This is a genomic window from bacterium, from assembly GCA_020440705.1.
In the GTDB taxonomy this organism is placed as follows: domain Bacteria; phylum Krumholzibacteriota; class Krumholzibacteriia; order LZORAL124-64-63; family LZORAL124-64-63; genus JAGRNP01.
Genome location: JAGRNP010000027.1, coordinates 17,582 through 37,483 on the forward strand (window position 1 = coordinate 17,582; position 19,902 = coordinate 37,483).

Consider the following 19,902-nt stretch of genomic DNA (forward strand, 5'->3'; position numbering starts at 1 on the left):
TTCGTCCCCCTACGAGACCACGTCCGGGAGGATCGCCTCCCACACCTCGTCGACGTGGCTGACGGGCACGAACGCGATCTCCTGCCGCACCTCGTCGGGTATGTCGTGCAGATCGACCTCGTTGGCGGCGGGAAGAATCACCCGCTTGATGCCCACGCGGTGGGCGGCCAGCACCTTCTCGGTGAGCCCGCCGATGGGCAGCACCGCGCCGGTCAACGTGATCTCGCCGGTCATGGCGGTGCGGCGGTCGATGGCCCTGTTCACCATCAGCGAGAGCAGCACGCTGGCCATGGCGATGCCCGCGCTCGGGCCGTCCTTGGGCACGGCCCCGGCCGGCAGGTGGATGTGCACGTCGCGCTTGGTGAAGAAGTCGACGAACTCCTTGCGGGCGCCGAAGCGGTTGCGCAGGTAGCTGAAGGCCGCCGACGCCGACTCCTGCATGACGCTGCCCACCTGGCCCGTGAGATTGAGGGCCCCGCGCCCACCGGGCAGGCTCAGTCCCTCGATGTAGAGGATCTTGCCCCCGACCTGGGTCCAGGCGAGGCCCGTGCACACGCCCGGCTTCAGGTGGCGGCGCAGGCGCTGCCCCGAATAGCTGGGGGGCCCGAGGAAATCCTCGAGGTTGCGCGCGCCGACCACCTCGCGCTTGCGTTTCCCCTTGGCGACGCCGGTGGCCACCTTGCGGCACACACCGCCGATCTCGCGCTCGAGGTTGCGCACGCCGGCCTCCCGCGTGTGGTCCTCGATGATCTTCATGAGGCCCGCGTCGGTGATGCGGATGTGCTTGCCGGTGACCCCGTTGGCTTCCATCTGCCGGGGCAGCAGGTAGCGCTTGGCGATCTGCAGCTTCTCGAGGTTGGTGTAGCCGGCGAGCTGGATCACCTCCATGCGGTCGAGCAGCGGCCGCGGGATCGTGTCGAGCATGTTCGCCGTCGTGATGAACATGACCTTCGACAGGTCGAAGGGCAGCGTCAGGTAGTGGTCGGTGAAGTCGGAGTTCTGTTCGGGATCGAGCACCTCGAGCAGGGCGCTGGCCGGATCGCCGCGGAAGTCCTGCCCCAGCTTGTCGATCTCGTCGAGCATGAGCACCGGATTGTTGGTGCCGCATTCCTTGATGCCGGCGATGATGCGGCCGGGCATGGACCCCACGTAGGTGCGGCGATGCCCGCGGATCTCGGCCTCGTCGCGCATACCGCCCAGGGAGAAGCGGAAGAACTTCCGCCCCACCGCCTCGGCGATGCTGCGGCCCAGCGACGTCTTGCCCACGCCCGGGGGCCCGGCGAGGCAGAGGATCGGGCCGCGGTGGTCGGCCTTCAGCTTGCGCACGGCCAGGTACTCGATGATGCGTTCCTTGACGTCCTCGAGACCGTAGTGGTCGCGCTCGAGGATCTCCTCGGCCGCCTTCAGGTCGAGTTTGTCTTCGCTGGCCTCGTTCCAGGGCAGGTCGAGGATCCAGTCGAGGTAGGTCTTGCTGACCGTGTACTCGCTCGCGCCCGGCGACATGCGGCTGAGGCGGTCGAACTCGCGGTTGGCCGCCGCCAGCACCTTCTCCGGCAGGTCGGACTCGTCGATCCGCGTGCGCAGGTCGTCGAGCTCGACCGAGCCCTCGTCGGTGTCGCCCAGCTCGCGCTGGATCGCCTTCATCTGCTGCCGCAGGTAGTACTCGCGCTGGTCCTTGTCGATGGACTTGCGCACGCGCGTCTGCAGCTTCTGCCCCAGCTCGAGCACGTCGAGTTCGCGCATCACGAGCTTGGAGAGGAGCTGCAGGCGCTTGCGCGGCGAGGCTTCCTCGAGGATCTCCTGCTTCTCCGCCACTTCCACGTCGAGGTTGGTGGCGATCAGGTCGGCGAGGCGGCCCGGGTCGTCGATGTTCATGACGACGACCTTCAGCTCGTCGCTGAGGGTCTCCGAGGCGTCGACGATCTTCAGGAAGTTGTTGGCCACGCCGCGCATGTAGGCGAGGGTGCGGCTGTCGTCCTGCACGTCCTCGGCGATGTGCGAGATGCGCGCCTTCATGTAGGGGGCGTCGGCGAGGAACTCGTCCAGCCGGATGCGCGCGATGCCCTGGCCCAGCAGGCGCATGCTCCCGTCCGGGAAACGCAGCATCTTCTGGATCTTGACGGCGGTTCCCACGCGGTAGATGAGGTCGCGATCGTCGACATCCTCGTCATCGTCCTCGAGTTCCTTCTGGGCGAAGGCTCCGAGGATCTTGTCGCCCGCCAGGCAGTCGTCGGCGAGCTTGACCAGGTTCGTGTCGCTCAGCACCAGGGGCACCATCATGGCGGGGAAGATCACCGCCTCGCTGATGGGCAGGATGGGCAAGTCGGCGGGCAGATGGATCTCGCCATCCATGTCGTCGTCCCTGTGATCCCGCTGGTTGTCCGCCATGGGGTCGTGCTCCTTCCCGGGTCACCCGGTGCGCCCCGTCGCCGCCGGCCGGCCACGGGCTCCGTTCCTGGCTCAGCGCGTGATGGTGATCTGGCGCCGCTGATCGCCCTGGGCCCGTCCCTTGCGGAACGAGACATAGAGGAAACCGGCCCGGTAGCGGGCCTCGGCCGTGCCGGGATCGACCTCGACCGACAGCGGCACCCGCCGGGAGAACGGCCCCACGTTGATCTCCATCTTGTGGAAATGCTTCTTGCCCGGCCCCGAGGAGTCGCGGCGGATGCCCCGCACCAGCAGCGTCTTCTCGTCGGCGAGGACCTCGATCTGGGTGGGGTCCATGCCGGCGAGGTCCATCTGGACGATGAACGAGTCCTCGGTTTCGTAGGCGTCGGTGGCCGGCTTCCAGCTCAGATCGGCTTCGCCCGGCAGGACGCCGCCCTTCTGGGCGTAGGACGTGACGAGGATCTCGAAGATCTCCTCCAGCTCACCCGTGCGGTCCCGCTTGCTCATGACGCCGCCTTCTGACGCAACCGTAAGCCGGCGGAAGGTTCCGCCGGCCAGTTCGTACCTGACTGGGGCTCATGCTACTGCGATGCCCGACCAGCGTCAACAAGCGTCCGGGTCGCCGGGCTGGGGACGGATTCGCGCGCTGTCCGCTCAGTGGAAGCGCCGCAGCACCCCGATGACGACGCCCTGGATGCGCACCTTCTCCTCGGGCACGATGATCACCGGCACGGCCGGGTTGGCGGGCTGCAGGCGGATGCGGGCGCCTTCCCGGTAGTACTGCTTGACGGTGACCGAGTCGCCGTCGACGAGGGCGATGACCGTTTCCCCGTTGCGCGCGGTTTCCCGGGCCTCGACGACGACCGTGTCCCCGTCGCGGATCTGCTCGTCGATCATGGAGTCGCCCCGCACCCGCAGGGCGAAGGTGCGGCCGCGTCCGAGCCACTCGTCGGGCAGGTTGATCTGCTCCTGGTCTTCCAGGGCCTCGATGGGCAGGCCGGCCGCGACCGTGCCGAGGAGGGGCACCTGGGTCAGGCCGCTGGTGCCTTCCTGGCCGACCACCGCGAGGTCACGGCTGGCGTTGCGCCGCTCCCGTTTGAGGAAGCCCTTGTCGACCAGGTGGCTGATGTGTTTGTGCACCGTGGCCACCGACGAGAGCCCGAAGCGCTCGCCGATCTCCTGCAGCGTCGGGGCGTACCCGTTCTCCTCGCTGTACTCGGTGATGTAGGTGAGGATCTGTGCCTGCCGCGGCGTGAGTCCCATGCCCGCCTCCTGCGGTGAACGACCGGCCCATTTGCCGATCGGGCCCAACCTACACGAAACGGTCACGAAAATCCACCGAAAAAACGGTGAAAATTCAGGGCTCCCGACACGGCCCCGGGCGCCGAACCCCATTCTCCCGCAGACCGGCCACTTCGGTCGCGGTGGGCAGGGCCGCGCGCCCGCCCCAGTCGCGGCACTTGAGGGCGGCCACCGCCGCGCCGGCCTCGAGGGCGTCCCGGAACGACTCGCCCCGGACCCGCGCCCACGCGTAGCCGGCGTGGAAGGCGTCGCCGGCGCCGGTCGTGTCCACGACCGGGACGAGGAAGGCCGGGATCTCCAGCGGGCCGGCCGCGTCCAGCGCAACGACGCCGTCCGCGCCGCACGTCTCACCGACCCGTTCGGGGCCGCGCTCCCGCAGGGCCCCCAGGCCCGCGGCGCGATCCGGGACGCCCGTCAGGGCCGCCGCGAAGCCCGCGGCGCCGATGACGTCTGTCGCTGCGGCCACCAGGTCGGCGGTGCCCGTGCGGACCGAGCCCGCGTCCACGACCACGCCCAGGCCCCGCGCCCGGGCGGCCCCGGCGAGAACGGCGGCAGCCGGGGCGTCGTGTCCGTCGCAGTAGAGCAGATCGACCCCCTCGAGCCAGGCCGGATCGACGGCGTCCGCCGGCCAGGCCGGCAGGTCCCCCCGGGACCAGAAGATGGTCCGCCGCTCGCGCGCGGGATCGACCAGGATCACCGCCCGTGGCGAGGCGTGGCCCGCGGCGGTGCGGCACGCCCCCAGGTCGACGCCCGCGGCCTCCAGTTCGGACCGCTGGGCGGCCGCGGCCCGGTCGTCGCCGAACGTGGTCACCAGGCGCACCTCGCACCCGAGTCGCGCGAGGGCCACCGCGGCCGTCGCGCCCGGGCCGCCGCCGCCTTCCCGGATGACCGCGACCTCGCACTTGGTGTCGGGCTCCGGCCACCGCGCCACCGGCAGCGTCACATCCCACGCGTTGTAGCCGAACACGAGAATCCTGGGGCGCGTCCCCGTCATGGCCCACACCGGCCGCCGCTGGCCGGTTGGCACACGGCAACCCGGCGTGATAGATTCGCGCGGGGCCTGCGACCCGCGACGGCCCGGCAGCCCATTCCCATCGAAGGACGCCTCATGAGCTCCTGCCTCTTCTGCGACATCGCCGCCGGCGCGATTCCCTGCGACCGGATTCACGCCGACGACCATCTGGTCGCTTTCCGGGACATCGCACCCCAGGCGCCGACCCACATCCTGATCATCCCGCGCCGTCACATCGCCAGCATGGCCCACTTCGACGGGACCGAGCAGGATCTCGCCGGCGCCATGCTGGTGCTGGCCGCGCAGATCGCCGCGGCCGAAGGCCTCGCCGAGGATGGGTATCGGTGCGTGATCAACTGCGGCGACAACGGCGGCCAGACGGTCGGGCACCTGCACCTGCATCTGCTCGGCGGCCGGTCCCTCTCGTGGCCTCCCGGCTGAGGCCGGGGTGGCCGGCACGCCTACGACCCCCTATCCGCCGTCCGTCCAGCGGGCCCCGGTCACCATCGCGCAGCGGATCTTCATCGGGCTCAGGCCAGACCGTAGACGCCCCTGGACACCCGTTGCACCCGGTCGCTGGTCGAGAGGGTGCGGCGCATCACGTTGTCGAAATTGCTGCTCCGGGTGCGGAAGAGCTTGCCGTCGACGATCTTGGCGAAGAGATCCCGATACGGGACCGGCTTGCCCGCCGCTTTCAGCACCTGCACGATGACGTCTTCGAGGGTCTTCTTCGCGGCGCCCTTGCCCCCGGCTTTCGGAGCGGCCTTCCCGGTGCCCTTCCTGCTCGCTTTTCCGGCGGCCTTCTTCGCGACCTTCTTCGCGACCTTCTTGACGGCTTTCCTGGCCGCCTTCTTCGCCACCTTCTTCTTGCCCTTCCTGCCGGCCGTTCCCGCGGCGGTCTTCGTGGCCTTCTTCGTGGTCGCGCCCACGGGCTTCTTCCGCGCGGATTTCCTGCGGACGACCTTCTTCCGGGCGGCCTTCCGCGGTGACGCCTTGCGACCACCGCCCCCGCCGGTCGCCGCGGTCGCCGATGCCACCAGCGAGTCCAATTCCCGCTCGATCTTACCGAGGTCCGCCAGCAGAACCGCCTTCTCCTTCTCGAGCACGTCGATCCGCTCTCGCGCCGCCAGCAGACGTTTCAGGTCGGCGGTGCTCAGGTCTCGCAGCAGGGCGTCGTGTTTGCGGGGCATCCGGGTCCTCCTCCGTTGCGGGCGATATCCTCTTCGGCCAAGTATGAAACCATAAATATTTGCCGCTGACCAGACGATTCCCGCCGCCCGCCGCGAGCGCACGCTGCGACCGCACACCGCGACCGCACGCCGCGACCGTCCGTGTCCGCCCGTTCGCGCTCGAACTAGTTGGCGATGGCGTAGCGACGCATGTCGGTACCGGTGGGAAGCCGCCGCAGGCACTGGACGGCCTGGCGCTCGTTCGGATTGATGGGATCGAGGCGATCCAGGGTGTCCCCGGCCAATCCCTCGAACATGAGGTACTCCCCGCCCCCGCAGGCCACATGGTTGTACAGGCCCAGGGTGTGGCCGAGTTCGTGGAGACTCACCGTGCGCGCGAACTTCTCGGTGCCGATGGTCGAGAGGATGAAGACCTGCAGTTTCTCGAGAGGCACCGAGCCCAGCGTGCCGCCTCCGGGCTGCAGCAGGCTCACGCGGCCGTACACGCCGCTGATGGACTCGTCGAACCGGCACTGGAGCTGGGCCTGGGCCGGGTCGGTCGTCTCGACGAAGTAGCTCTCCCCCATGACCGAATCCCAGTAGGCCATGGCGAACCGCATGGCGGCGCCGAAATCGACCTCGCCCACCACGACGTCCGGAATGTGCACCCGCAGGGGGAAGTCGTCCCACACATGGAGCACCGAACTCTGGGGATCGGTCGCCACGTACTCCGTGATGCTCATTTCGCGCAGGAAGGTCAGGAACTGCTGGCTGTAGCCGTTGCAGGCGTCGTCGAGTTCGTGGCGCTTGATCAGCCGGACCACGAGGTCGCGCCCGCTCACACTGTCCAGTTCGGCCGACGTGTAGTCGTACCAGCCGAAACCGTTCTCCGACGAGCTCGTCGTGCGCAGCACCACCCGGTCGATGCTCCGCAGCGGCCCGATCCGGAAGCGGCCGTTCAGGTCGGTATTCGTCGAGCGCACGGGGTCGACGAGGGAGACGACGATCCCGGGCAGTTCCGCGTCGGTGTCGTCGAGCACCGTTCCGGACAGCCACCATCCGGTCGTGACCACGGTGTATCCGTTGCCGACGATGGGCGAGAGCTGGTCCAAAGTGTCGACCGCCCGCACGGCGAACCAGACCGCGGCGCCGGGGATCATCCCGTCAGCGGCCCCGTAGACGTCCTGGGGCCGCACCGCACCCGCCCGGTACGGCACCCGGCCCAGTTCCGTCGCCGCATCCCAGTTGGCCGCGCTGATGGGACCGTCGAAGGACACGGCCACGACGTATTCGTCGATCGGATAGGTCGTGGGCGTGACCCGCGCCCACGAGACCAGCACCTCGCCGGCCTCGGGTCCGGCCTCGGCGCTGATGCCGGTCACGGGCGGCGGCAGGGTCGTGGAGCCCGGTCCGACCGTGATCACCCAATAGTAGTTGCGCGCCACGTCGCCGGCCCGCGCGAAGACCCGCAGGGTGTCGAGGCCCAGATGATCCGGGACGTAGTCGTAGCTGAGGGCCTGCCCGACGGTGAAGCCGCCGCGCTCCCAGTTCACCGCGGCCGTGTCCGCTTCGCTCAACACCACCGCGAAGGTCATCTGTTCGCCCAAGGCGATCTGTTGACCCTGCTGCGCGGGGGTGAACGAGATCTGGGCGTCCTGCACGCCTCCGGACGGGTCGGTCGAGCCGCCGCACCCCGCCCCGAGGGCAAGCAAAACCGCGAGCCCCCCGCACCAGGCGAGGATTCCCCGCGGCGTCCACCTGTCGCATCGTGTTTCCATGGTCATCAATCTACGATGGAGCGTGCCGGCGCACAATAGGGCGGGGCCGGGCTCTTCCCGCCGGACCCGCCCTCACGGACCCGATCGGTAGCGGCGATCCCCGGGCGCGATCCACCACTCCGAGACGTTGTTGATCGGCGAGAGGAGATGCGGCCGGACGTCGCGCAGGCGGGTGCTCACGCCCACGAGGTTGTCCGGGTACAGGAGGTAGGCCGCCGGCGGGTCGTCGACGAGAACCCGCTGCAGCCGGCGCCAATGAGGGAGGGCCTCCGCGCGCGTCAGCGAACCCGTGGCCGCGGCGAGGAGCGAATCGACCGTCGCATTGCTGTAGTGCCCGAAGTTGAACTGGCCCTCGGCGCCGGTCCCCACGTAGGCCGTGGGGTCGCCCAGGAGGTTCGCCCGCAGCAGGCCGAAGTAGGCGTCGTAGTTTCCGGCCCGGACCTGGGCCAGGCCCGCCGTCTGCTCCATGACCCGCAACCGCGCGTCGATCCCGACCGCGGCCAGTTGCGAGCGCAGCATGACCGAACCGTTCTCCCGCACCGGATCCCCCTGTTTGGTGATGATCTCGAACCGGAACGGCACCCCGTCCCGCTCCAGCACGCCGTCGCCGTCGCGGTCCGCCCAGCCCGCCTCGGCCAGCAGCTGCCGCGCCGCCGCGAGATCCTGCCGGGGCGGCGCCTGGTCGGGGTCGTGATTCCAGAGGACCGGCGGGATGGGTCCGGTGGCCGGCCGACCGAACCCTTTCAGCAGGGCGTCGACCATGAGGTCGCGGTCGAACACCAGGGACAGCGCCCGCCGCGTCGCCGCGTCGGCGAACTGGGGCCGCCGGCAGTTCCAGCCCAGGTAGTAGAAGCGCCGACCGCTGGTGTCGGCGATCCGCACGCGGCCGGTCGCGGAGAGCCGCTCCACCGCATCGGGATCGATGCCGTCCACGAGATCGACCTCGCCCGTTTCGAGCGCCACCAGCCGCGTGCCCGCCTCGGGCAGGATCCGGAACACCACCCGGTCGAGCAGGGCGGCCGGGCCCGGATAGTGGGGATTGCGCACGAATGTGATCTGACGGTTCGGCTCCCACGACTCCACCATGAACGGACCCGATGCCATCGGGGCCCGGTTCAGATCCCAGCTCCCCACCTCCGCGGGTTCGAGGCGATCGACAACGTGCGCGGGCAGCAGGAGGTGGTAGGTGCGGGCAAGCGGGTCGGCCTGGGGCCGGCCGAATTCGTAGCGGATCGTCAGGGAGTCGACGACCGTCACTCCGGTGATCTCCTCGAGCAGTCCCCGGCGGGGCGACGCGACCACCGGATCCATGAAGAGTTCCCAGGAGCGGCCCACGTCGCGGGCGGTGAGCGGCTGTCCGTCCGACCAGCGCCAGGGCCGCATGTGGTAGGTGATGGCGGTGCGGTCGGGCGCGATGTCCCAGCTCGTCGCGATGCCCGGCACGTAGCTGAGCGACTCGTCCATCTCGGTCAGGCCGTCGTGGGTCTCCGCGAAGACCATGGCGGCGACGGCCGTCGAGAAGAGCAGCGGGTTCAGGCCGTCGGGTTCGGAGGACAGCGCCACCACCGCCGTCCCACCGGACACCGGGGTGGTGGCGGCGGCCGGCGGGGCCGGCTCCTTCTCCCCCGGGCCGCATCCCGACCCCGCGCAGAGCCCGATCCCGAGCGCAAGCCCGAGCAGCGGCGCCGCCCACCGGGAACGGCGACGGACCGGGCCGGATTCTGCCGGAAGGTGGTGGAGCAAGCGGACCATCCTGTGGCGGTCGGGAAGGAAACGGCGGCGCGGCCCCCGTCGGAGCCGCGCCATGAAACTAACCGCGATGGGCCCGGGCGTCAATGACGCCCGGCGTCCTACTTGACGAGGGTCATCTTCTGGATCGCCGACTTGTCGCCGCTGCGCGCCCGCATGAAGTAGACGCCGCTGGCCTGCCCCCGTCCCCGGTCGTCGCGACCGTCCCAGACGAGGGTGTGCCAGCCCGCCCCGATGGACCCGGTGTGCAGCGTCCGGACCAGGCGGCCCGCCACGTCGTACACGCCCAGTTCCAGGTGATCCCCCGCCGGGATGTACAGCCGGACCCGCGTCGACGGATTGAACGGGTTGGGGTAGGGCCGCGAGAAGGTGAAGCCCTTCGCCGGCACCTGGTCCTCCTCCACCCCCACCAGCGCGATCGGGAAGTGCACGCGATCCCGCTTGGCGCCGGCGCCGAAGGTCGGCCACGGCGTGTTGGACCGGTCGTAGGCGAAGGGCATGTCCCACACGTGGGTCAGGAAGTCCCAGCCGCCGTAGACGATGTCCACGTCGAGGTCGTTGTCGATGTCGGTCACGGTCACCGACGGCATCAGGGGGCCGGTCAGCGTGATCGGGAAGCCGTCGATCAGCGTGCCGTCGGCGTGGTAGGCATAGAGGTTGTACGGCGCGCTCTCGTCGCCGCCGCCGATGCCGTGGAGGATGTCCGGCGAGGCGTCGCCGTCGATGTCGGCCAGGATCGGGCTGCCTTCCGAGCTGCCCGGCAGATCGACCGGGAAGCCGGACAGGTAGCTGCCCGAGGTGCCGCCAGCATAGTCGGTGTCCATAATGATGAGTTTGCTGGACAGGCCGGTCTGGTTCGGCGTGTAGACGATCTCCAGCATGCCGTCACCGTCCATGTCACCCAGGGCCGGACAGCCGACCCAGGCGTCGCTTGCGGTGACCCCGGTGGCCTTAGGGAAGCCCGGGTAGTCCGTGCCGTCGTGGTGAACGACATAGACCCTTCCGAACCTGTCATAGGCCACGATCTCCCAATCCCCGTCTCCGTCGATATCTCCAATGGCCGGGTCCCCATTGATCGGCCCCTGCGCCACGTACGGGAAGCCAGCCACATCGCTCCCGTCCCAGTGGATGGCCATGATCCGCCGCAAACCCGTGGAGTCGTTCTTGGTGCCGAAGACGATGTCCATGGCGCTATCACCATCGAGGTCGCAAAGGGCCGGGCCACTGCGGCTCCATTCGAAGTCGGCGCCCGCGCGCACGTAGAGCACGCCGATCGTCGCCGGATTCGCATCGCCGTCGTTCACTTCCGTACCGTCGGCGTTCCAGGCCCAGACGCGGCCGTTCAAGGTGTTGACGACGATCTCATCTTCGCCGTCACCGTCGATGTCGCCTACGGCGGGCGTCGCCCAGTTCCATTTCGAACCCGGCACGCCGGTCATGGAACGGGGCCATCCCGGAAGCTCGGTTCCGTCCTTGCGGAAAACATGGATCTGCTCCAACGGATCGCGCTCGGAGACGATGATCTCCATCCCGGGCACCCCGTCGAGATTCGCCAGCGCGATGCCGGCCGGGTTCAGCAGCGTCCCCGCGGCGAAATCGGTGAAGGGCCCGAGCGTCTGGCTGTCGCTGTCGCCGTCGAGGAGCTCGAGGCCGTCGTGGTGCCAGATGTAGACCTGGGAGGTGGCCAGGATGATCTCCTTGTCCCCGTCGCCGTCCACGTCGCCCACCGCCAGGTGGCTGCTGGTCTCGTCGCTGAACTGGACCGGGAAGCCTTCGGCTTCGGCCGGGGCCGTGGACTGGGCGATGACCGCCGACGGCACCGACGGCACGCGCGAGGAATCGACCGCCGCGACCTGGTAGTAGTACCGGGTCAGCAGGGAGAGGCCCTCGTCGCGGAAGTACGACGTTCCGGCGATGACGTCCTCGTTGACCCGCACGAACGGGCCGCCGGCGAACTCGCTCCGGTACACGTTGTAGCCGTAGATGTCCGCACTCGTCGAGGGGGTCCACGCCAGGGCGATCACGTCGGCGCCGAGGCTCGTGTCGGTGTAGATCTGCAGCGGCGCCGCCGGACGCGGCAGGCTGAAATCGTGCCGCACGGTGCGGCCGTGGTTGTCGGTCAGCAGCAGCCACATGGGCGCCGCCTTGCTGAACTGCGTGACGCTCAGGGAGAAGAACGCGCTCGCCGGCGCCTCCTCCATCAGGGCCAGGTTGCTCCAGGTCGCGACGCTGTCGTAGATCACCACGTTGATGCTCGAGGTGCGCAGGCGCGCGTCGACGAAATCGAGCAGCGCGCCGCCGAAGTTCTTCAGGTCGACGTCGATGACCAGCCGCTCGCCGTCGGCGAGGAAGCCGTCGCCGTTGCCGAACACCGAGTCGTCCCAGTCGAGGGAGACGACCTCGGGCTCGACGTTCCGGCACACGACCTCCCAGCGGGTCTGATAGGTGCCACTGGCGCCCGTCAATTCGATGTCGAAGCCCAACCGCGCGCCGTCGACGATGTCGCCGCCGAGCTGGACGACGAAGGGCGCCGCGGCGGCCTGGCTGCCGCCGGCCGTCACGCTGCCCACGGCAACGCTGCCGCTCAGGATCGCGACGCTCGGGTGGTCGCAGGTGAGCACGGCGTTCAGGCCCGTCTCGGGCGAGCCGCCGGTTTCCTGGAAGACCGCGCTCAGGGCCAGCGTCTCGCCGGCCTCGACGGCACCGTTGGCGTTGCCGGCGCTCCCGCCCGAGCCGTCGTCGGCCACGCCCATGCTGGACAGGGCCAGGTAGCTCGCGCTCGCCACGACCGGCACGGTCAGCTCGGTCAACTCGACATTGCGACCGGTGATGGTCACGTCCAGGTTGCCCGGGCTGACGGGCAGGATGTCGAGGCTCACGATGCCGGCGGCGTCGGTGGTCCCCACCGCGTAGTCCTCGTCGCCCTTGCGGACGCAAACCCGCGCGCCCTCCACCGGCAGGCCGGTGTCGGTGACGGTGTACACCACGGTCTGGGGCCCCGGGTTGACGGCGGCGGTCCCGCCGAGCGCGACGCTGCGCGGCGAGCCGGACCACAGCGCGATGGTCGGATCACCGAGCAGGGTGTAGTTCTCGAAGGTCCAGCGGTCGACGTAGTTGTCGTCCGTCAGGCCGATGTAGGGCAACCGGCTCATGGCCAGCAGGGCGCCGGCGCGCCGCTCGGTGCCGCAGTAGAGCTCGTTGAAGAAGTTCTGCTGGTAGTTGTTCGCGTTGTTGGGGAACGCGGCCCGCACCGAACCGATGGAGATCACCGAACCGCCGAAGGGATTCTGGATGAAGCGCTCCATGAGGCACGAGTTGTCGAAGGCCGCCGACGCGCAGTTCAGGGCGTAGAGCACGAACGTGTGGTCGCCGTTGACGAGGTTGTCGGCGTCGGTGGTCAGGAAGTTCCCGTCGCCCACCGACATGTTGAAGTAGTAGCCGTGGCCGATCTGGTTGAAGATGCCGTAGTGGCCCGTGTTGAGCGTGTCCGTCAGGGTCGCCCGCGTCAGGGGCAGATCCCGCGGGTTCTCCCAGTCGGTCTCGTACATCCGCAGGTATTCCATGTCCGTGCAAGGGACGATGAAGTCGTTCACCTGCTGGTCGGAGAAGCGCGCTCCGTCGAGGATGATGTACTGCTGGATGTGGAAGTCCTCGGGGAAGAGGACCTCGGCGGCGAAGAGCGCGCGGTTCGTCCACTGGGCCCCGGCCGCCGTCCGCTCGTAGTTGATGGTCTTGTTCACGAAGTTGACGGCCTGGTCGACCGTGGTCACGGGCGCCCGGCCGATGTAGACCTCCTCGGCGAAGTCCACGAGGTCGCCCACCACCGAGGGCAGGTTCTCGGGCTCGCCGAACTCGGAGTCGCCGTCGGCGTTCCAGTTGCCGTCGAGGCAGGCGAAGTACAGGTCGCAGGGAATCGAGGTGTAGCCCACCGTCGGGTAGAAGGTGTTGTTGATGTAGCGCGGCGGCAGGACGTCGCTGTCGCCGCCGAGCAGCACGTTCTGCACGCCCCACAGCATGTACGAGTCGCGGATGAACATCCGCATGGTCTCCTGGATGTCGGCCCCGTTGCGGTTGCCCGCCGCGATCTCCTCGCGGCTGACGACGACCGTCGGAATGCCCTGGGACGTCTTGAAATCCGCCAGGATCTGGAACGTGGGCTTCAGGGTCTCGGAAGTGATGATCAGGTAGTCGACACCGGAGCCGGTCATGCTCGGCGTGCGCGAGGGCTGGAAGCCGCCCGACTTCTCGACCACGACCTGCCCGTGCTCGCGCCGATAGCCGGCGACCGTCTCGGGGTTGGCGACCAGGCGCGTCAGGATCCGCGCGGTATCGGCCGCCTCGCCGGCCACGCGGCGCTGCCGCTGGACGACGCCGTCCAGATCGGTCGCGGCCGTGAAGCGGGCCCGCACGGCGAACTCGTCGAGGTACTCGAGGGCGACGCCGTCGTTCCCGGCGACCTGGCGCACGGGATACACCGTGACGGCGAGCAGGCGATAGCCGCGCCACACGTGGGTGCCGCCGAAGCGCCCCCAGGCGGCGGGGAAGGCCCCGTCGACTTCCTCGAGCAGACGCGACTTGACGAGGGTCTCGTCGCTGGTCGCCAGGTCGCCGGCCCGGGCCAGGGGCGCCGCGAGGGCTTCCCGCCGCACGGCCAGAGGTTCGATGACGACATCGGTGACGTCCTGGTCGAGGGGGATCAGGAACAGCAGTTCGCGGGCCGGGAGCTCCGGCAGGCCCGGTTGGGCCAGAGTGCGGGCGCCCGCGAGGACCGGGCGCAGGGAACCATCGGGCGCCTTCTCCCAACTGAAGTCGGCCGGGGCGTGACCGCCTTCGTAGACGACCCGCGAGTCGGCCGCGAACGCGCCGCCGGCGACCAGGATCGCGCCGAGGACAAGGAGCAGAGGCAGCAGGGGGCGAATGGGGCGAAATTCGATTCCAGACATGCGGGGCCTCCGGATACCCGGGCGCCCGGGACGCGGGCGTCCGGTGCCGTGCGGGTTCGAGTTGGCGAGGATTTGAACCTCAGGGTCGAAAAGAATCCATTCTCATGCGATGTCGACTCGATCCGGCCGCCCTGCATGGCGTCAAGTGCCGGATATGCTGCGCGTTAGCCTTGGTGTCGGAGAGACCTCCCGAAAGCCACTGATCAAGAAAACGTCTGACCCTGAATCAAACGCGAAGGCGCTGAACCGGACTGAGGTTACCACACGACCCGAGGGAGGTCAATGGGTCATATATCTGTGCGAATTTCATGAATATGACATCGCCCCGCCAAAAACCCCACCAAACCGCACAACCTCAACGCCGGGTGTCGGTTCCGGGCCAGGCGACGACCCTGGTCTCCCCCGGCCCGACCCGATAGAAGCGCACGGACCCCGTCCCGGAACCGTCGCCGGATCCATCGGGGACGTCCACCGGGACAGCCACCACCCGCACCGACCGGCTGCCGTTCCGCAACACCAGCCGGTCGGAGAAGCGACGCCAACTGGTGCCGCGGCGGCTCAGCTGGGCGATCTCGTCGTCGCAGAGGAACCACGGTCCGGGATCGGCGGCGGAGATGGCGTCGAGGTACTCGGCCAGCGCCGCGGCCCCGGTCGCGACGACCGCGGGGTCGGTGTGCGCGTAGTTGACGCGGTGGGTCTCGACGATGGCGGGCTCCCCCCGCGCCCACGCGCGTCGGGTGTCGGCCACGCACGCGGCCACGACCGCAGCCACGTCGTCGGACTGCACCGGCTCGAGGCGACAGTTCCGCTCGAGGTAGGTGCGACCGGGGCGCGCGATCCGGGCCCACTGCCGGGAGACGTACTTGCGCACCCGCCCGGCCCTGCCCGCACCCATGCCCGGCACCCGCTGCTCCCGCTTGGCCTGGATGGTGCGCAGGCCCCGGCTCTGCCACAGGTCCTCCACCGCGTCGTGCCAGTGGTAGTCCGGGGCGATCACGGAGCCGGGCCGTCGGCCGAAGGCACGCCCGAAGATGGCCAGCGACGAGTCGAGCTCGGCCGCCATCACGGCCGCCGGTCGCCACGGCGCCAGCTCACGGGCCTTCTCGCTGGCGGGGAAGAGCATGATTCCGCGGCGGGTGGCCTCCGCGGCGAGCGGCGTCGAGAAAGCGGCCTCGCGCCGGCGTTCGGGATCGTAGTGCAGATGGGCGTGCAGTTCGGGGTGCCAGACCCCGGCGCGGCGGGCTTCCGTCACCGCCCGCCACAGGCCGGGCCGCGCATAGGCCGGCGGCCAATCCGGCAGGGTGGTGGTGCGCCAGGCGGCCGCGGTCTCGTCCCAGGCGAGAGAGGCCATGACGTAGTTGGGCTGCAGCACCGCCGGCAGCCCGTCCCGCCCCCGGTGCGCCGCCAGGACACCGGCGAGGCGGTCGACGGTGGCGGCGTCCTCGAGGGTCGACTCCCAGTAGACGGCGGGGAAACGCCCCGGCATCAAGGCCTGGCGATCGAGGCCGTCCCAGGCCCCTGCGGCCGGGATGAAACCGGCCAGCCCCCAGTCGTCGGACTCCAGAGCCACCACGCGCAGGCGACGCCAGTCGACCACCGACCGCGGCGTCGCCGTCAACAGCCCCAGGCCGAGCACGGCCACCAGCAGTCCACCCGCGAACAACCGGGCCCCCCACCTCTTCATCCCTGCTCCTCCGCTTCGCACATGGCCCACCAGCAGCGTCCCGGCGCGATGCCGTCGCGCCCGATGCCCCGGATCAGCGCCGCCACCGGTCCGCCGGCTCCCCCCCGGCCCGACCCGAGCATCCGCATCACTTCGCCTGCATCGATGGTCGCTTCGTTCGGGCAGTAGCCGGTCTGCCAGGCCTGCCGGGGCACCGCGGCCGCCGTCAGGTCCAGGAAGCGCTCCCGCCCCAGCAGCGGACCGCGCGCGGTCGGCGCCAGCTGGGCGAGGAAATCCTGCACGTCGCGGAAATGGCGTTGGGCCGGCACCCGCACATCGGGGGCGTCCTCGAACACGTAAAGGCGGCCGCCCGGCTTCAGCAAGCGTCGCCACTCGGCGACCCATGGGCCCAGGCCCCGCCGGGGCACGAGGTGGCGCACGAGATTCGGAGCCGCGACCACGGCCAGAGTGCCGGGCCGCAGGGGCGCCCGGCGGGCGTCGCCCACGATGTCGCAGGTGCCGGACCACGGCGCGCCCCGGTCGAGCCCGAACGGACGCACCCCGTACGGCTCCAGCAGGGCCGCGAAGGCCCCGTCACCGCTGCCGAGTTCGACGACCGGATCCCGCCGGGGATCGAGGGTCGCCAGATGGTCAGTGAAGATCTTTGGGAGAGGTCGGAACGGCATCGGAACCGCCCTTGGCCGGCGCGTCCGCGGCCGGGCTGCTCGTGCCGGAGGTGCCTTCCAGCCGTTCGCGCTGCGCCGCGGCCACCCGCTGCCGTTCGCTCTGGAGGTCGATGATCTCGGCCACGCTGCCTTCGACCTGCCCTTCGAGGCGATCGAGGCGGTCGTCGAAACCGAGGGCGTAGGTCAGCTCGGTAAAGAGGTCGAGGCCATGGCGACGGTTCTGGAGGTGGCGCAGGGCCCCGAGCTGGGCCGCCCACATCCACACGCCCATGGCCGGCAGGCCCAGCCAGGCCAGTTCGAGGAAATCGCTCAGGGCGAAGAGCGTGGTCCCGGCGGTGATCAGCAGCAGCGTCACCACGGCGCCCGCCGGCGTGAAGCCCAGGCGCAGCAGCCGATGGTGCAGGTGGAAGTCGTCGGCCTGGAAGATCGAGGTGCGCCGGCGGTAGCGGCGCAGGATCGTGGTGCCCGTGTCCCAGATGGGCACGATCATCGGTGCCAGCATGATGGGCAGGGCGATGGGAGCCTGTCGGTTCAGGTTCAGGAAGAGGACCGCCAGGGCCAGCCCCATCCACATGCTGCCCGAGTCGCCGAGGAAGATCTTCCGCTTGCTCATGTTCCAGTAGAAGAAGGCCACGGTCGCGCCGCAGAGGGTGGCGGCGAAGAGGGTCGAGAACATCTGGCCCACGGCCATCGAGATCACCAGCAGGGCCGCGCTGCCCAGGATGCTGATGCCGCTGGCCAGACCGTCGAGGCCGTCGATCAGGTTCATGGAGTTGATGAACCCGAGGTACCAGAAGAGCGTGAAGGGCCAGGCCCAGCCGCCCAGACCGAACGTGCCGATGCCGGGCAGGGTGATCGTGTCCATGCGCTGGCCCAGGAGCATCAGGGCCACGATGACGACGAGCTGGCCGTAGAGCTTCTTTTCGGCGTGGATGCCGAAGCGGTCGTCGCCGACGCCGAGGGCCAGGATGGCCAGTCCGGAGCCGATGAGGATGCCCAGCCAGGACCAGGGCAGGCGCGTGTTCAGGATGACGTTCTCGAGGAAGAAAAGGGCGCAGAAGAAGCTGATGAAGATGGCCATGCCGCCGGTGCGCGGCACCGGCTCCCGGTGGGGCCGCCGGTAGCCCGGGTGGTCGACGATCTCGGTCAGGAAGCCCAGGTTCCGGAAGTGGGGCTGCACCAGCCACGACATGAGGAATGCCGCGGCGAAGCCCAGAAATGCCACAATGCCCAGGTCCACAATTCCTCCCTGAATCGGGTCGCCCGATCACGCCAACCGCTGTTCGAGCCCCCTTGGACCCGGCTTAGTCTCGCCGCGACAACAGGTTGAACATGTCCGAGCGTGACCGCCCCAGAAGTTACGTCATGCCGCCAGTGCGGGCAATCATTTATTTGCCGCGCCGGGAGGCCCGGCGACGCCCGTCAGGCGCCGGTAGATCGGCAGGGTCGCGGCGACCGTGGTCCCCCAGTTCCAGCGTGCCGCCTGGACCGGTCCGCCCCGCGCGAGGGCGTCCCGGAGAGCGGGTTCGGAGCGCAACCTGTGCAAGGAGCGCGCCAACTGCCCCTGATCCAGGGGGTCGACGAGCAGCGCGGCGTCCCCCGCCACCTCGGACATGGCCCCGCGCCTGGCCGTGATCACGGGCAATCCCACCGACATGGCCTCCAGCACCGGGAAACCGAATCCCTCGTACAGGGACGGGAAGACCAGCGCCAGGGCCTCCCGGTACAGGCAGGCCAGTTCGGAGGCCGGCACGTAGTCCCGCCAGACCAGATGGTCCGGGTGGGCGAAGTCGGTCAGCAGCCGCCGCAACCCGGTCATTTTCCACCCCTTGGCGCCGACCAGGACCAGCCGCGGCCGCTCGGCCGGGGCCACCCCCTGGCTCGCCAGTTCGTCCAGGAAGCGGGCGTAGGCGGCCAGCAGGTTGGGCAGGTTCTTGCGGGGCTCCAGGGTCCCCACGAACAGGAAGAAGGGACCGGCTCCCTCGGCCGTCTCCCGCCGCGTCGGGCCTTCCCGTGTCAACCAGGTGGGTGTACCGAAAGGCGTCACGGTGACGCGTCCCGCGACCCCCGGCAGGCAGCGGCGCACGTCGCGGGCCGTGGCCTCGCTGTTGGTCAGGATGGCCCGGGCGGCCTTCAGCGAGCGGGGCACCAGGAAGCGGTAGTAGGCCCGGCGCGGCTGCTCGATGGTCTCGGGGTGCAGGCGCCACACCATGTCGTGGACGGTGGCCACGGTCGGGCACGGCGACCGCAGGGGGGTGATGAACTGCATGCTGTGCAGCAGGTCGGCCCGCAACTTCGTCAGCAGGCGCGGCAGTCCGCGCTGGGTGAACACCGCCTTGCGGGCCACGCTGCCCTCGGCCCCCGGACAGGCCAGCAGCCGCCAGTGGGGCCGCCCGCCGAGGAACGCGAACTCGTCGGGGTGGGTCACCAGGACCGTGAAATCGAAGCCACGCGGTTCGCGACTCATCTCGGCCAGGTACTCGAGGATGGCCTGGGCGACGCCGGCCGGACGCGGCGTCACCTGCAGGGCATCCAGGACGATGTGCGGGCGCGGACTCACGATGCGCTCTCCCGCCGACAGGCCGCTCCGGCCAACAGGCCCAGCCCGACCCAGATATGGGGCAGGTTGTACTGGGAAAAGGTCAGCAGCTGCACCCAGAGCGCGATGTTCGCCGCCGCCAGCAGCGTCAGCTCGGTCCGGATCGCCGCCGGGGCGTTGGCCGCGGCCCCATCCACCCGGCGGGCCAGTCGTCCGCCCGCCCACGCCCAGGCCCCGGCCCCCAGCAGCCCGGTTTCGCACAGGATCGCCAGGGGGAAGTTGTTCACGACCGGCCAGGTGAACATGGCCTGCAGCCCCATGGGGTCGACCAGGGCCGGGAAGTGGAAGGCGAACTGGCCCCACCCCACGCCCAGCAACGGGCTGAGCAGGAACGCCCGCCATGCGGCCTGCATGCTGTAGAAGCGGGTGAGGTTCGACCAGTCCACGGTGCTGAAGGTCTGCAGGAGGCGTCGCCCCGGGAGCAGCGCGGCGTCCCAGTGGATCAGAAGCGCGGCCGCGACCGCCAGGCCGCCCACGGCGCCGCCCACCAGCACCGCCCGCCCGCGCCTGCGCCAGGGGACCGGGGCCGCGAGGCGCGCGCCGACGGCGAGTCCGGCCATCCCCCCGCCCAGGAGCGCGAGCCATGCGCCGCGCGACCACGTGCCCAGGAGCA

General features: G+C 69.8%; 14 protein-coding genes. 1 reads left to right on the plus strand and 13 read right to left on the minus strand.

Annotation, left to right across the window (positions count from 1 at the left end):
• Positions 1-9: 9 nt before the first annotated feature.
• The 4 genes from lon to KDM41_06385 form a co-directional block, all read right to left on the minus strand.
• Positions 10-2,388 (minus strand): endopeptidase La, encoded by a 2,379-nt coding sequence (lon, locus tag KDM41_06370; GenBank protein MCB1183038.1) that lies wholly within the window; start codon positions 2,386-2,388, stop codon positions 10-12.
• Between the two features lie 72 nt (positions 2,389-2,460).
• Complete coding sequence (locus KDM41_06375) at positions 2,461-2,895, minus strand: Hsp20/alpha crystallin family protein (GenBank protein MCB1183039.1); 435 nt, start codon at positions 2,893-2,895, stop codon at positions 2,461-2,463.
• A gap of 147 nt (positions 2,896-3,042) precedes the next feature.
• Positions 3,043-3,651, minus strand: coding sequence for a transcriptional repressor LexA (lexA, locus tag KDM41_06380; GenBank protein MCB1183040.1), 609 nt, complete (start codon positions 3,649-3,651; stop codon positions 3,043-3,045).
• A 94-nt stretch (positions 3,652-3,745) separates the two neighbouring features.
• Positions 3,746-4,684 (minus strand): sugar kinase, encoded by a 939-nt coding sequence (locus KDM41_06385; GenBank protein ID MCB1183041.1) that lies wholly within the window; start codon positions 4,682-4,684, stop codon positions 3,746-3,748.
• 114 nt (positions 4,685-4,798) lie between these two features.
• Here KDM41_06385 and KDM41_06390 point away from each other — a divergent pair, with 114 nt between their 5' ends.
• Entirely contained in the window at positions 4,799-5,143 is a 345-nt protein-coding gene (locus KDM41_06390; GenBank protein ID MCB1183042.1) for a histidine triad nucleotide-binding protein, read from the plus strand.
• An 89-nt stretch (positions 5,144-5,232) separates the two neighbouring features.
• Here the strand turns inward: KDM41_06390 and KDM41_06395 are convergent, their stop codons facing one another.
• From KDM41_06395 to KDM41_06435, 9 genes are all read right to left on the minus strand, one after another.
• On the minus strand, positions 5,233-5,892 hold the full coding sequence (locus tag KDM41_06395) for a hypothetical protein (protein ID MCB1183043.1): 660 nt from the start codon (positions 5,890-5,892) through the stop codon (positions 5,233-5,235).
• Positions 5,893-6,056: 164 nt separating this feature from the next.
• Entirely contained in the window at positions 6,057-7,532 is a 1,476-nt protein-coding gene (locus KDM41_06400; GenBank protein ID MCB1183044.1) for a carboxypeptidase regulatory-like domain-containing protein, read from the minus strand.
• Positions 7,533-7,721: 189 nt separating this feature from the next.
• Entirely contained in the window at positions 7,722-9,212 is a 1,491-nt protein-coding gene (locus KDM41_06405) for a hypothetical protein (protein ID MCB1183045.1), read from the minus strand.
• A 287-nt stretch (positions 9,213-9,499) separates the two neighbouring features.
• Positions 9,500-14,341 (minus strand): VCBS repeat-containing protein, encoded by a 4,842-nt coding sequence (locus tag KDM41_06410; protein ID MCB1183046.1) that lies wholly within the window; start codon positions 14,339-14,341, stop codon positions 9,500-9,502.
• Between the two features lie 355 nt (positions 14,342-14,696).
• On the minus strand, positions 14,697-16,025 hold the full coding sequence (locus KDM41_06415) for a hypothetical protein (protein MCB1183047.1): 1,329 nt from the start codon (positions 16,023-16,025) through the stop codon (positions 14,697-14,699).
• A complete protein-coding gene (locus KDM41_06420; protein MCB1183048.1) occupies positions 16,022-16,690 on the minus strand; it encodes a methyltransferase domain-containing protein in 669 nt (222 codons plus the stop codon). The genes KDM41_06415 and KDM41_06420 overlap by 4 nt, the downstream gene beginning before the upstream one ends.
• Positions 16,656-17,930, minus strand: a complete 1,275-nt coding sequence (locus KDM41_06425) for an undecaprenyl/decaprenyl-phosphate alpha-N-acetylglucosaminyl 1-phosphate transferase (protein ID MCB1183049.1) — start codon at positions 17,928-17,930, stop codon at positions 16,656-16,658. The genes KDM41_06420 and KDM41_06425 overlap by 35 nt, the downstream gene beginning before the upstream one ends.
• 144 nt (positions 17,931-18,074) lie before the next feature.
• Positions 18,075-19,250 carry a glycosyltransferase family 4 protein gene (locus KDM41_06430; protein ID MCB1183050.1) on the minus strand — a complete coding sequence of 392 codons (1,176 nt, stop codon included), beginning with the start codon at positions 19,248-19,250 and terminating at the stop codon, positions 18,075-18,077.
• Positions 19,247-19,902 (minus strand): O-antigen ligase family protein (locus tag KDM41_06435; protein ID MCB1183051.1); only part of this gene is annotated, 656 nt, incomplete at its 5' end. The genes KDM41_06435 and KDM41_06430, both read right to left, overlap by 4 nt.

Coding starts and splice junctions, on each gene's coding strand:
- KDM41_06385 (MCB1183041.1), bottom strand. CDS start 4,684: ATGACGGGGACGCGCCCCAGGATTCTCGTGTTCGGCTACAACGCGTGG.
- KDM41_06375 (MCB1183039.1), bottom strand. CDS start 2,895: ATGAGCAAGCGGGACCGCACGGGTGAGCTGGAGGAGATCTTCGAGATC.
- lon (MCB1183038.1), bottom strand. CDS start 2,388: ATGGCGGACAACCAGCGGGATCACAGGGACGACGACATGGATGGCGAG.
- lexA (MCB1183040.1), bottom strand. CDS start 3,651: ATGGGACTCACGCCGCGGCAGGCACAGATCCTCACCTACATCACCGAG.
- KDM41_06415 (MCB1183047.1), bottom strand. CDS start 16,025: ATGAAGAGGTGGGGGGCCCGGTTGTTCGCGGGTGGACTGCTGGTGGCC.
- KDM41_06395 (MCB1183043.1), bottom strand. CDS start 5,892: ATGCCCCGCAAACACGACGCCCTGCTGCGAGACCTGAGCACCGCCGAC.
- KDM41_06410 (MCB1183046.1), bottom strand. CDS start 14,341: ATGTCTGGAATCGAATTTCGCCCCATTCGCCCCCTGCTGCCTCTGCTC.
- KDM41_06420 (MCB1183048.1), bottom strand. CDS start 16,690: ATGCCGTTCCGACCTCTCCCAAAGATCTTCACTGACCATCTGGCGACC.
- KDM41_06390 (MCB1183042.1), top strand. CDS start 4,799: ATGAGCTCCTGCCTCTTCTGCGACATCGCCGCCGGCGCGATTCCCTGC.